Source organism: Bacillus cereus group sp. N11, from assembly GCF_016483605.1.
Lineage (GTDB): Bacteria > Bacillota > Bacilli > Bacillales > Bacillaceae_G > Bacillus_A > Bacillus_A toyonensis.
The window spans coordinates 1-13,502 of record NZ_JAEHBN010000010.1; the positions used below are offsets into that span (position 1 = coordinate 1).

Here is a 13,502-nt window from a genome sequence, read left to right on the forward strand (position 1 = left end):
TATTGTTTTCATTTACTAAAATTAAAAAGGATTGCAGAATGTTGGGAACCCTAAAGGGTTTCCCAACACTCTGAAAAAAGAAGCAGCGTTTGCTGCTTCTTTTTTACGACTCAAATAGATGATGGAATAATCGATCGCGATTTTCAAAGAAAAGTTTCGTCGTTTGATAATGCTCCGTTTCTTCTAGAGATGATTCGTGAATCCCCTCTTGTGTTAAAGAATATATAGTAGATTCAGGATAAGCCATTAATATAGGGGAATGCGTGGCAATAACAAATTGTGAACCTTGTTCAGCTAGTTCGTGCATTCGAATGAGCATGGAAAGTTGTCTCATCGGGGATAAAGCTGCCTCAGGCTCATCTAAAATGTATAAACCTTGTCCTGAAAAACGGTTCATAAATAAGGAGAAAAATGATTCGCCATGTGATTGTTTGTGTAGTGAGATACCACCATATGAGTCAATAACTGGATTTCCGCGTGCTTCTGGATCAGCATCCATTTCATCGATATAAGAAGCGACGTTATAAAATGATTCAGCGCGAAGAAAGAAACCATCGCTTGGTGTATTGAAACTTTTGGAAATTCGAAGATATTCATGTAAAGATGAATGTGAATTATTTGTGCTAAAACGGAAATTCTTCGTTCCACCTTCAGCATTAAAACCTAAAGCAATTGCAATTGCTTCAAGTAGTGTTGATTTACCTGTTCCGTTTTCTCCAATAATGAATGTTACATTTGGATGGAAAAGGAGCGATTGTAATGTTCGAATAGCGGGTAAACAGTAAGGATATGCGGAAAAGCTAGGGATATCTTCTTTTTTTAATGTGACACTTTTTAAAAAGGGTACGTCAATCAATATATAAACCTCAATTCATAACGGATTTTGATTTAAAAAAAGCAAAAAATACAAGTGTAAGACGACTTGCTAATAAAGTGCGCCAAAACCGAGATTTTCCCAGCCGAACGTCATTCTCTGCAATATAAAAATGGAAAGAACGCTTATAAAGCCAACGAGAGCAGGCGTATATTTTATAATTTTTAAGTTCTTCCATAGAAAAAAGAAAAGTGTTAATGACATGAGAACTCCCATTTTATTTTCTGAATATTTCATGAGGATTATAACATGGAAACTATCATATTCCAATGTGAAAATAAACATTGCATGAAGGTCAATTCTCTCGTTATGATAGATGATATTCTATTGGAAATATGAAAAGGAGTTAAAATATGCCGTTTACATTTGCGCATCCAGCAGCTGTTCTCCCTTTTTCTAAAAAGCAGGTTAATTATATTTCAGTAACGGCTCTTATATTAGGTAGTATGGCACCTGACTTTGAATATTTTTTACACTTTAGACCGTATGGCGTGATTGGACATACGTGGCTTGGGTTCTTATATTTAAATTTACCTCTTGTCTTTCTATTAGCATACATATATCATTACATTTTAAAAAAGCCGTTTATAACACATTTACCTAAACCATTTGCTGGCTACTATACATATGCAGTAGATGAGAGGTGGGGACTTCATACATGGAAGGATTTCTTTGTATTTTGCTATTCTGCTTTATTTGGTATGCTCACGCATGTTGTTTGGGATGCGTTTACTCATAATACAGGCTACTTCGTTATGGAAATACCATTGTTACAAAGAGAATTACATAGTATTCCGGTGTATAAATATATGCAACATGGGAGTACATGTGTTGGTTTATTATTACTATTACACGTACTATGGAAGTATAAAGATGAAACAGGGAAAGATATTATTATAGCTTCAGAAAAAAGGAAGTATTGGGTTTCGGCAATCATTGTGGCAACTATTATATTTATCGTTCACGCGTTCGTAAATCCCTATTTTCATATTTTCCAAATAGGGGGTATAATAGTATCTGGACTGACAAGTTCGTTTTGTGGACTTCTTATTGTTTCTATAGTTTACAAGACTAGGGACTAATTTATTTTAATGAATGATAGTGTTAGGAGAAATTAAATGATGAAAGCATGGAAAAGTATTTTTGTTTTATGTAGTTTTCTTCTTATGTTAAGTGGTTGCTTCCATCAAGAAGAAAAGAAAGCTGAACCGAAGAAGAAAGAATCTATTCCTGAAACAAAAGAATATGGTGGGCGTGAGCTAAAAAAAATTGGGCAAAAAGTGAAAGAAACAGGATGGGGTACTTTCAAGTTAGAGCAGATACATTCTGTGAATCAAACATTTGAAGTAGCACCAATGAAAATTCATGTACAAGATGTGAAAGTAATCTCTTTATCACAAATGAGTGAAGACGCAAAAAATACATTAAAAGCATATACGGCATTAACTCCTGACGAAGTAAAGCGTAGATTGGGCGATAAGGTAAGTCAAGAAGATGCTGAATTATATGCATCGCTAAGTGGAACAGAGATTAGTGATACGATTCGTTACGTTGAAATTACATATAAGGTGGAAAATAGCGGGAATAAAAATATGCAATTTTTCTCTATGAATGATGTTACGATTAATGATAAGCAACATTTTAAAGTAGCGACTCAAAACTTTTTATATGATGAAGATACGCTCGTTGGTACGAAAAATGTATCAAGAGAAGATTATAAGCCTGGTGAAACAAGAGATGGAATTATCGGTTTAATACTTGATGATGGAAAAGAAAAGGTAAAGGATATTAAATTTACAACGGATGATTTAATGGCAGGAGACACAGAAACACAAGAAACTGTTAAAGAATCACAAAGTTTTAACATTTCACTTTCTGAGTAATATGTTTTTAAAATGATATAAGGAAAAACAGTCAGCATTCTATATATTATGCTGACTGTTTTTTTATTTCTTTTATGTATGAATCTACATTTTGAAAAGGCACTTTAATTTTAAACGCATCTTTTTGTTCATTAAATTGTTTTTCATTATAGGGACCGAAACGTTTATTGTGCTTTACGTCAATAATCCAATAATGTTCACTTTTTTTATTTGCAATTGCTGCGTCAGGGTTATTTGGATCTGACTTTTCCTCTGTTTGTTTTACAATAATGTATTTATCATCCCAAGCGATGTCTGTAATTTTGGCAGGGATGTATTGTGTGGCATATACAGCATCTTGCGTAGGGAACAGTTCAAATGCATTTCCAGAAGTACGTATGAGTTCGTATTCATCGTTAATCGTATAAGATACATGGTTTGTATTTCCTGTACAAGCAGTTAATAGGACGGCGACGAATAGGATTATCCATTTTTTCAATATGGGAACCTCCTTTACAATGCTGTTGTAACACATTGTACAAGAAAAGTAAGAGAAACGCCAGTTTACAATGTTTTTTAGAAGTGGTACGATGTAACGGGTAAAGAAGGATACGAAGGAGTCGACATAAAATGAAGTTGAAGATGCATCGTCCAGCGCTTGTAATGAATCGCATAGGTGCTTCCCTAATTGACATGTTTTTAATCTCGGTTATGTATGGTGCAGTAGTAGCTGTTATGACCGGAAACTATAGTGCTATTTTTAATCGGTTTAATATAAGTTTCGGTGACTATAGATATGATCTCGCAGTAGTTTTCATATTAATGGTTCTATATTTTATTTTGTTACCTTTTATTTGGAACGGTGTTACACTTGGGAAAAAAATAACGAGAACAAAATTGATTTCATTGACGAGTGAAAAATTAACGTTGCAAACATTAACTTTACGATTTTTTGTATTGTTATTACCGAACATATTGTTACTTGGAATTCCGTTAATATGCAACGTATATATGATGTTGTTCCGCAAAGATAATTGCGGTTTTCATGATTTAATTACAAAGACAAAAGTGATGAATCTAGTATAATAAAAAACCTTTTTATGCTTGTACATAAAAAGGTTTTTTATTATGGAAGGATATTTTTCGAAGTAGAAAGTCCTTTTTTAATAGATTGAAAATTAAGAAAATGGTATAATAAATGAAAATAATATCTTTATATAATGAAGGGGGAAGCTGTAATGACGGGAGGTAGCATAATCTTTTGGGGGATTTTAATTTTCATTGGTCTCGTTTTCGATCAGTGTAATAGTAAGAAAAAAGAAGGAGTAAAAAAGTAATCGCTTACAAATAAAAGAGTAACTTTTCTTGCTTGCAGACTAATCTTATAAAGGAGTATACTGAATGACGGTAAGACTCATAGAAGGGGTAATGAAAATGAAGCTTGCAGGAAAAGTTGCTATCGTAACTGGCGGTGGCATCGGTATTGGACGTAATACAGCTCTTTTGTTGGCTAAACAAGGCGCAAAAGTAATTGTGACGGACATTGATCAAGATAGTGGACAAGCAACAGTGGAGGAAATTACGAATCTAGGCGGAGAAGCCCTTTTTGTATCCTATGATATGGAAAAACAAGGAGATTGGCAACGTGTTATCAGTATTACTTTGAATGCATTCAGTCGCATTGATATGCTTTTTCAAAATGCTGGTTTATATAAAATAGATTCTATTTTTTCTCGCCAACAAGAGAACGATTCCAATGTACTTTGTATTAATGACGTTTGGATAGAGATAAAACAATTAACGTCATCTTTTATGAAACAGCAAGAAGAAGTGGTGCTTAGTGACTTACCGATTTTCGGTATTATTAGCACGAAAGGACAATCATTTCATACAGTAGAAGCCCTAGTATAATAATGAAAACCGCCCTCAATGTATGTGGACGGTTTTTTTGTATGTTATATACAAGAAAATTTTTTTAGCGAATACGTTGTTCGGTTTGGCTATCAAAGAAATGCGCTTTATTTAAATCAAATGCTAATTTAATTTGGTCTCCAGGTGAGAATATATGTCTTGCATCAACACGTGCTGCAAAATCTTGATTTCCAAGTTTCATATATAAAATGGATTCAGCACCTAACAACTCAGCAACTTCAATTTTTGATGTGAAAGTAGTAGATTGTGAAGCCTCTAAAAATAGTAGTTCATCATGAATATCTTCAGGACGAATTCCTAAAACGATTTCCTTATTTACATAACCTTGTTCACGTAATAATTTCATTTTTCCTTCAGATACTTTGATTTTCAATGAATTATCTATAACGAAATCAGTTTCAGTTAATGTACCACGGAAGAAATTCATAGCTGGAGAGCCAATAAATCCGCCAACAAAAATGTTTTCAGGTGTCTCATATACTTCTTTTGGAGTTCCAATTTGTTGAATCTTTCCGTCCTTCATAACAACAAGACGGGAAGCCATTGTCATTGCTTCTGTTTGATCATGTGTTACATAAATTGTCGTTGTTCCAAGGCGATGGTGTAACTTAGAAATTTCTGAGCGCATTGCAACACGGAGTTTTGCATCTAAGTTTGATAATGGTTCATCCATTAAGAAAACTTTCGCGTCTCGAACGATTGCTCTACCTAACGCAACACGTTGGCGTTGTCCACCTGATAACGCTTTTGGTTTTCTATCTAAATATTGTTCAAGCCCTAAAATTCGTGCGGCATCTTTCACACGACGATCGATTTCATCTTTTGATATTTTTCGAAGCTTTAATCCAAATGCCATATTATCATATACACTCATATGTGGATAAAGAGCATAGTTTTGGAAAACCATTGCGATATCACGATCTTTTGGAGGAACATCATTCATTAGCTTACCATCAATTGAAAATTCTCCTTTTGAAATATCTTCAAGTCCAGCTACCATTCGTAATGTTGTAGATTTTCCGCATCCAGAAGGACCAACAAATACGATAAACTCTTTATCTTGAATGTGTAAATTAAAATCTGTTACAGCGGTTACGTTATTATCATATATTTTATAAATGTTTTCTAATTTCAGTTCTGCCATGGTATTTCCCCCTAGAAAAAATTATGCAAACGTTTTCTTTGAGTTTATTATAAACGAATAGATTCAAAAAATAAATAAAAAAATAAAACGTTTTCATTTATTCGAGTGATATGTAGTAGTTTTCATATGTTTTCCTAGAAAAAGAAGGATAAAAATTGTAAGCGCTATTTTAAATTAAGATAGAATCTGTTATCATTCATTAGTGAAAACGTTTGCGCCTTGGGAGAAAGAGAAGAATGAATTACTAATGAAATGGGGTAGCATAATGGAAAAAAAATGGTGGAAAGAAAGTGTAGTATATCAAATTTATCCTCGTAGCTTTATGGATAGTAATGGTGATGGTATAGGGGATCTTCGTGGTATTATTTCAAAGCTAGATTACTTAAAAGAATTAGGGATTGATGTAATTTGGTTATCGCCAGTCTATGAATCTCCAAATGATGATAATGGTTATGATATAAGTGATTATTGTAAAATTATGAACGAGTTCGGAACAATGGAAGATTGGGATGAGCTATTACATGAAATGCATGAACGTAATATGAAACTTATGATGGATTTAGTTGTTAATCATACTTCTGATGAACATAATTGGTTTATTGAATCACGTAAATCAACAGATAATAAATATAGAGATTACTATATATGGCGTTCTGGAAAAGAAGGGAAAGAGCCGAATAACTGGGGAGCAGCTTTTAGTGGATCTGCATGGCAATATGATGAAATGACAGATGAGTATTATTTACATCTGTTTTCTAAAAAACAGCCGGATTTAAATTGGGATAATGAACAGGTAAGACAAGATGTTTATGAAATGATGAAGTTTTGGTTAGAAAAAGGAATTGATGGATTCCGCATGGATGTTATCAATTTTATTTCTAAAGAAGAAGGTTTACCGACTGTTGAAACAGAAGAAGAGGGGTATGTTTCAGGTCATAAGCATTTTATGAACGGTCCAAACATTCATAAATATTTGCATGAAATGAATGAAGAAGTATTGTCTCATTATGATATTATGACGGTTGGTGAAATGCCTGGTGTAACGACAGAAGAAGCTAAATTGTATACAGGAGAAGCTAGAAAAGAACTACAAATGGTATTTCAATTTGAACATATGGATTTAGATTCAGGAGAAGGCGGAAAATGGGATGTAAAACCATGTCCACTTCTTACTTTAAAACAGAATTTAACAAAGTGGCAAAAAGCATTAGAGCATACAGGATGGAATAGCCTGTATTGGAATAACCATGATCAGCCGCGCGTTGTATCTCGTTTTGGTAATGATGGGATGTATCGTACTGAATCTGCGAAAATGTTAGCGACGGTGCTTCATATGATGAAAGGAACACCATATATTTATCAAGGAGAAGAAATCGGAATGACTAACGTTCGATTCGAATCAATTGATGAATATCGAGATATTGAAACGCTAAATATGTATAAAGAAAAAGTGATAGACCGTGGTGAAGATAAAGAAAAAGTCATGGAATCTATTTATATAAAAGGTCGTGATAATGCTAGAACTCCGATGCAGTGGGATGATCAGTATCACGCTGGATTTACAACGGGTGAACCTTGGATTACGGTAAACCCTAATTACAAAGAGATTAATGTGAAACAAGCAATCCAAGACGAAGGATCAATTTTTTATTACTATAAGAAATTAATTGAGTTACGCAAAAATAATGAAATAGTTGTGTATGGATCGTATGATTTAATACTAGATAATAGCCCTTCTATTTTTGCTTATGTAAGAACATATGGAGAAGAAAAGCTACTTGTGATTGCAAACTTCACTGCGGATCAATGTGTATTTGAATTGCCTGAGAACATTGTTTATAGTGAATCAGAACTGTTAATACACAATTATGACTCGGAAAATGGATTAATGGAAAACGTTACATTGCGTCCATATGAAGCAATGGTGTATAAATTGAAATAAGAAAAAGCCTTATGTCCGAGCGGCATAAGGCTTTTTCTATTACCATTTTAATATTGAGAATCCGTGCGGTGGAAGTGTAACTTGTAATACACTTGCTTCTGCTGAAAATTCTTCGTTTGTATATATATTGATTATTTTCTTCCTTGTAATATGGATAGGGAGTGAAGCTGTAATTTCATCGTTAGTAGGATTTAAAACGAAAAAGATAGTTTCATCTCCATATGTTTTCGTATAAGAAATGTAATTATGTTCATCATTTGCTTCGATGAATTGGAATGTACCATGTCCTCCAAATGCTTTATATTGTTTTCGTAATGAAAGTAATGTTTGTATATGTGTAAATAATACATGGTCTTGTTCTTTTGTATCCCAAATCATACATTTGCGGCAATCCGGGTCCATGCCGCCATCTATACCGATTTCGTCTCCATAATAAATACAAGGAGAGCCGATGTAAGAAAGATGGAATACATAGAGTAACTTTAACTTATTTTTATCTCCGTTACATGTTGTTAATATTCTTGGTGTATCATGGCTGTCTAATAAATGAAATGCGGCTTCATTTATATTCATAGAGTAGGAATGTAGGGATTCTGTAATTTGTTTCATGAATTCACTTGCTTTAATGGAATTGTTAGCAAAGTAAGAAAGTAGAGCATTTGTAACAGGATAGCTCATGACAGCATCAAATTGATCTCCGTGTAGCCATGGGAGGGCGTCGTGCCAAATTTCTCCTAAAATATATACTTCAGGATTTAACGCCTTTATCTCACTTCGGAATTCTCTCCAAAAGCAGTGGTCAACTTCATTTGCTACATCAAGGCGCCAACCGTCTATATTGAATTCTCTTATCCAATAACGCCCTACTTCAAGTAAATATTCTTTTACATCTGGGTGTGCAGTATTTAATTTAGGCATATACGGTGTAAATGCGAAAGTATCATAATTAGGAAGTGGCTCGGTTATAATTGGGAATTCATGAATGTGGAACCACTCTTTATATGCTGACTTTTCACCATGTTCTAGTACGTCTTGGAATTTATCGAAAAAGTAGCCACTATGATTAAACACAGCATCGAGCATTACTTTTATACCGTGTTTATGACATGCCTCAACAAGTTCTTTGAAAGTTTCTTTCGTCCCGAATTGCGGATCGATTTCCATGTAGTCAATAGTGTCATATTTATGGTTTGAATGAGCTTTAAAAATAGGTGTGAAGTATATTCCGGAAATCCCAAGTTTAACAAGGTAATCAAGGTTTTGAATAATACCAGCAAAATCTCCTCCGAAAAAATTAGTTGGAGTTGGTTCGGTACTTCCCCAAGGGAGGGTGTTTGCTGGATTTAATGTGCTGTCCCCGTTAGCGAATCGTTCTGGGAAGATTTGATACCATACTGTGTCCTTAATCCAAGGTGGTGCCATGAAAACGTCTTTTGTATGAATGAATGGAAAGCAGAAAAAGTTACCGACATCGTCATCTGGAATGTTTGAGAAAAAGCCTCGTTCTGCATAAATAAGAGTTTCTGTCTCAGTTTTTAATTCGAATCCATAACGTAAGCGCTTAAATTTTGGTTCGATTGAAATGGACCAATAATCAAATAATGCAGTAGAACCAGTTTTGTTCATCGGCGTATTTGACGTAATCCATTTTCCATCTGTCCATTCGTAAGGGTCACCATAAATAAGAGTGGCGATTTGAACATCGTTTCTCTTAGTACGTATTCGGATGTGAATTGTTTTTTCATCGTAAGCGTATGCATAATTATCTTTCGGCCTATGGTAAACGGCTTCTTTAAGCATATAGAAAATCCCCCTTTAATATCTCTATACATATTATTCCCTTAAATGTAATAATAAAGCCTGTATTGCAAACGATTGCCTTTCTATTAGCTTTAATATTGCTTATAAGAGTAGTATTCATTTCATATAAAGTCAATGTATAAAGAGCATAATGACATTATTTTTAAAATTAATATTTGCAAAATGAATAAAAGAATGTATAATGATAGACAAATAGCGCAAACGTTTTCATAGATTTGAGATAAGGTTTGCGCTTCTATTAAACTTTCAAATGCAAACGTTTTCAATTAGTAAGGTACATAGACAATTTAGGGAGGTTTTTTGGGATGAAGAAAGCATTATCATTATTAACGGTTTCGGCATTATCAATTGGTATGTTATCTGCATGTGGGCCGAAAGATTCAGGGAAAAAAGAGGAAACTAAAGCGAAGAAAGACTATGACCTTCTCGTTTGGGAAGATGATAAAAAAGGCGTTGGTTTAGAACCAGCAGTGAAAAGCTTTGAGGAAAAATATAAAGTAAAAGTAAAAGTTGTTGAAATGCAAATGACAGATCAAGTGAAGAAGTTACGTCTTGATGGACCAGCGGGGACTGGACCGGATGTTGTAACATTGCCACACGATCAAATCGGAAATGCAGTAACAGAGGGCTTACTTTCTGAAGTGAAAGCAGATGATGCTGTTAAGAGTAAGTTTACTGATTTATCAATAGAAGCACAGACATATAACGGGAAACTATATGGCTTACCAAAAGCGATTGAAACACCAGTCTTTATTTACAATAAAAAGTTTATGCAAAAAGCACCAGAAACAATGGACGAATTGTTTAACTTCTCAAAAGATTTTACAAAGGATGGCAAGTACGGATTTTTAACATTAGGAGATAATTTCTACTTTGCTAATGCATTCATGGCAGGTATGGGTGGTTATGTGTTTGGTGAAAAAGATGGAAAACCAAATGCAAGTGATGTTGGGTTAAATAATAGCGGTGCTGTACAAGGTGCTGAATATCTTCAGAAATGGTACAAAGAAAAACTATTCCCGAAAGGTATTATCGGTGAATCTGGTGGACCTGCTGCTGATGGATTATTTAATGAAGGAAAAGCAGCTTCTATCATGAACGGACCATGGGCGTTCCAAGCGATGGAAAAGAACGGAATTGATTATGGTGTTGCTCCAATGCCAAAATTACCAAATGGTCAACCGATGAAAACGTTCGTTGGGGTAAAAGGATGGCATGTAACAAGCTTCTCTAAACAAAATGATTTAGCTACTAAATTCACTGAATGGGTAACGAATGAAGAAAACGCGAAAATTAGATTTGAGAAAACGAAAGAAATTCCGCCAGTAAAATCAGTAATGGAAGATCCGATTATTAAAGATAACGAAGCTGCAAAAGCGGTTGCAACGCAATCAGAAAATGGAATTCCAATGCCAAACATTCCAGAAATGCAAGAAGTATGGAAACCAGCTGGAGATGCCCTTCAATTAGTTGTTACAGATAAAGAGGCGCCAAAAGCAGCTCTTGATAGTGCAGTGAAGCAAATTAAAGGTAATATTGAGGCAAATCATAACAAGAAAAAATAAGGTGAAGTTCGTGCCTCTAATATGAGGGGCACGAATTCTCTCCCTTCCAAGTAGGAAGAAAAAAGGGGGAAGGAATATGCAAACATCTATGGAACCAATGAAAGATATGAACGGTTCAAAACATAGGAAAATGGCAACCATGTTATCAATCATTCCGGGCGTGGGCCAAATGTATAATAAACAATTTGTAAAAGGTCTTATTTTTCTAGTATTAACAGGTTCATTTATTGTAGCCTTTGCTGATTTATTAAATATGGGATTATGGGGGATTGTAACGCTTGGTACAGAAGTTCCACGTGATCATTCTGTCTTTCTATTAGTGGAAGGGATCTTAGCACTTATCGTTATCGGGTTTGGACTCGGAATATATGCATTTAATTTATATGATGCGTATCAAAATGGAAAGAAACGTGATATCGGAACACCTTTAAACTCTGTAAAAGAGCAATACCGTAATTTATTAGATCAAGGCTTTCCGTATTTAATGGTTTCGCCAGGTTTTCTACTACTTATCTTTGTTGTTGTATTTCCAATCATTTTCGTAATTTTAATTGGATTTACGAACTATGATTTATATCATTCTCCTCCAGCTAAATTAGTAGATTGGGTGGGCTTTAAAAACTTTATTGATATTTTCACACTACCGATGTGGAGAGAGACATTTTTAAGTGTATTCTCTTGGACGGTCATTTGGACATTCGTTGCAACGACATTACAAGTTGCACTCGGTATTTTTTTAGCGATTATCGTAAATCAGCCTGGTATTAAAGGGAAGGCAATTATTCGAACAATCTTCATTTTACCGTGGGCTGTTCCAGCATTCGTATCTATTCTTGTTTTCTCTGGTATGTTTAATGAGACATTTGGAGCAATTAACAATCAAGTATTGGCGTTATTCGGAATTGAAAAGATAGCTTGGATGACAGATCCATTTTGGGCGAAGATAGCTTTAATTATGATTCAAACGTGGCTTGGGTTCCCATTCGTCTTTGCAATGACAACAGGTATTTTGCAATCGATTCCAGGAGAATTATATGAAGCGGCTACAGTAGATGGAGCGACAGCTTGGCAACAGTTTCGTAAAATTACATTGCCACTTGTTTTATATGCAACAGCACCAATATTAATTACGCAATATACGTTTAACTTTAATAACTTTAGTATTATCTATCTATTTAACGGCGGAGGTCCTGCTGTAGCTGGACAAGATGCAGGTGGAACAGATATTTTAATTTCATGGATTTATAAGTTGACGATGACTTCAGCGCAGTACGGGAAAGCAGCAGCTCTTACAATGATTTTATCGTTAATCGTTATTACAGTTGCGTTATGGCAATTTAAGAGAACAAAATCATTCCAAGAAGAGGATATGATGTAAATGAATATTAAAAGACAGAAGATGTTACGTCTCTCATTAAGCTATTTCGTTATTTTTGTAATGTGTGCCATAATTTTCTATCCATTATTATGGATTATTGGCTCATCGTTTAATCCGGGTGATAGTTTATCTGGATCAAGTATTATTCCGCAAAATGCAACGTTAGATCATTATCGTAAGTTATTAGATCTAGAGAATAGTAATTACTTACTATGGTATAAAAACACATTAAAAGTAAGTGTTTTAACGATGATTTTCTCAGTGTTAGCAATTAGTTTTACTGCTTATGCATTTTCGAGATACCGTTTTGTTGGAAGAAAAAATGGCTTACTAACATTTTTAATTCTGCAAATGATTCCGAACTTTGCAGCGTTAATCGCTCTATACGTATTAGCGCAGTTAACAGGATTAATTGATACACACCTTGCATTAATTTTAATTTATGTAGGCGGGGCAATCCCTATGAATACATGGCTTATGAAAGGGTATTTTGATACGATTCCGAAAGAATTGGATGAGTCAGCTCGTATGGATGGAGCAGGGCATTTTCGTATTTTTTGGCAAATCATTATGCCGCTTGCAAAGCCAATCGTAGCGGTTGTAGCGTTATTCACTTTCATCGGTCCATTTACAGATTTCATTTTAGCGAGTATCATTTTGCGCACACCAGAAAATTATACTTTAGCAGTTGGATTATATGAAATGGTAGCGAAGAAATTTGGTAATGAATTTACGACGTTTGCAGCGGGTTCAGTATTAATTGCAATCCCAATTTCAATTTTATTCCTATCACTACAAAAATACTTTATCTCTGGTTTAACAGCTGGAGGTACGAAAGGATGAAAAATGGGACATTACGTCCCATTTTTCTTTTCATCTCCCTATAAAAAGCTTTATAGGGAGATGAAAAGAGATTTGACATCACATGTGAAAATAAGTGAAATAAATAGTATATTATAGTATAGGAAAAAAGAGCTATATCCC

General features: G+C 34.5%; 13 protein-coding genes and 1 pseudogene. 9 read left to right on the plus strand and 5 right to left on the minus strand.

The genetic code is table 11. The features are described from left to right. Nucleotides 1-103 precede the first annotated feature (103 nt). Complete coding sequence (locus JDS98_RS17115; RefSeq protein WP_000567990.1) at nt 104-856, minus strand: AAA family ATPase; 753 nt, start codon at nt 854-856, stop codon at nt 104-106. Nucleotides 857-866: 10 nt separating this feature from the next. Next, nucleotides 867-1,111, minus strand: a pseudogene (locus JDS98_RS30615) (hypothetical protein). Nucleotides 1,112-1,227: 116 nt separating this feature from the next. Here JDS98_RS30615 and JDS98_RS17120 point away from each other — a divergent pair. Continuing rightward, entirely contained in the window at nt 1,228-1,956 is a 729-nt protein-coding gene (locus JDS98_RS17120; RefSeq protein WP_001116887.1) for a DUF4184 family protein, read from the plus strand. Nucleotides 1,957-1,992: 36 nt separating this feature from the next. Further along, on the plus strand, nt 1,993-2,757 hold the full coding sequence (locus tag JDS98_RS17125) for a hypothetical protein (protein ID WP_000973887.1): 765 nt from the start codon (nt 1,993-1,995) through the stop codon (nt 2,755-2,757). A 46-nt stretch (nt 2,758-2,803) separates the two neighbouring features. Here JDS98_RS17125 and JDS98_RS17130 read toward each other — a convergent pair whose 3' ends face one another. Further along, nucleotides 2,804-3,235, minus strand: a complete 432-nt coding sequence (locus JDS98_RS17130) for a DUF3997 domain-containing protein (RefSeq protein WP_000758796.1) — start codon at nt 3,233-3,235, stop codon at nt 2,804-2,806. A gap of 131 nt (nt 3,236-3,366) precedes the next feature. Between JDS98_RS17130 and JDS98_RS17135 the strand changes: the two genes are divergently transcribed. The 3 genes from JDS98_RS17135 to JDS98_RS17145 all read left to right on the plus strand — a co-directional run bounded on the left by JDS98_RS17135 (nt 3,367) and on the right by JDS98_RS17145 (nt 4,647). After that, on the plus strand, nt 3,367-3,822 hold the full coding sequence (locus JDS98_RS17135; protein ID WP_000769092.1) for an RDD family protein: 456 nt from the start codon (nt 3,367-3,369) through the stop codon (nt 3,820-3,822). Between the two features lie 152 nt (nt 3,823-3,974). Beyond that, on the plus strand, nt 3,975-4,073 hold the full coding sequence (locus JDS98_RS17140; RefSeq protein WP_000145635.1) for a hypothetical protein: 99 nt from the start codon (nt 3,975-3,977) through the stop codon (nt 4,071-4,073). A gap of 64 nt (nt 4,074-4,137) precedes the next feature. Beyond that, nucleotides 4,138-4,647 (plus strand): SDR family NAD(P)-dependent oxidoreductase, encoded by a 510-nt coding sequence (locus JDS98_RS17145; RefSeq protein ID WP_000218407.1) that lies wholly within the window; start codon nt 4,138-4,140, stop codon nt 4,645-4,647. Nucleotides 4,648-4,711: 64 nt separating this feature from the next. Here the strand turns inward: JDS98_RS17145 and JDS98_RS17150 are convergent, their stop codons facing one another. Then, complete coding sequence (locus JDS98_RS17150) at nt 4,712-5,812, minus strand: ABC transporter ATP-binding protein (RefSeq protein ID WP_097958045.1); 1,101 nt, start codon at nt 5,810-5,812, stop codon at nt 4,712-4,714. Nucleotides 5,813-6,077: 265 nt separating this feature from the next. On the opposite strand from JDS98_RS17150, the gene malL reads away from it, so the two are divergent. Then, nucleotides 6,078-7,754: an oligo-1,6-glucosidase gene (gene malL, locus JDS98_RS17155; RefSeq protein ID WP_199634161.1), complete on the plus strand. Its 1,677-nt coding sequence runs from the start codon at nt 6,078-6,080 to the stop codon at nt 7,752-7,754. 39 nt (nt 7,755-7,793) lie between these two features. Here malL and JDS98_RS17160 read toward each other — a convergent pair whose 3' ends face one another. Next, nucleotides 7,794-9,554: an alpha-glycosidase gene (locus JDS98_RS17160; RefSeq protein ID WP_097956921.1), complete on the minus strand. Its 1,761-nt coding sequence runs from the start codon at nt 9,552-9,554 to the stop codon at nt 7,794-7,796. Between the two features lie 326 nt (nt 9,555-9,880). On the opposite strand from JDS98_RS17160, the gene JDS98_RS17165 reads away from it, so the two are divergent. The 3 genes from JDS98_RS17165 to malD all read left to right on the plus strand — a co-directional run bounded on the left by JDS98_RS17165 (nt 9,881) and on the right by malD (nt 13,361). Further along, a complete protein-coding gene (locus tag JDS98_RS17165) occupies nt 9,881-11,140 on the plus strand; it encodes an extracellular solute-binding protein (RefSeq protein ID WP_097956922.1) in 1,260 nt (419 codons plus the stop codon). A 76-nt stretch (nt 11,141-11,216) separates the two neighbouring features. After that, complete coding sequence (gene malC, locus JDS98_RS17170; RefSeq protein ID WP_001195001.1) at nt 11,217-12,518, plus strand: maltosaccharide ABC transporter permease MalC; 1,302 nt, start codon at nt 11,217-11,219, stop codon at nt 12,516-12,518. Then, complete coding sequence (malD, locus tag JDS98_RS17175) at nt 12,519-13,361, plus strand: maltosaccharide ABC transporter permease MalD (RefSeq protein WP_001022595.1); 843 nt, start codon at nt 12,519-12,521, stop codon at nt 13,359-13,361. It abuts the gene before it with no gap. The last annotated feature ends 141 nt before the right edge of the window (nt 13,362-13,502 follow it).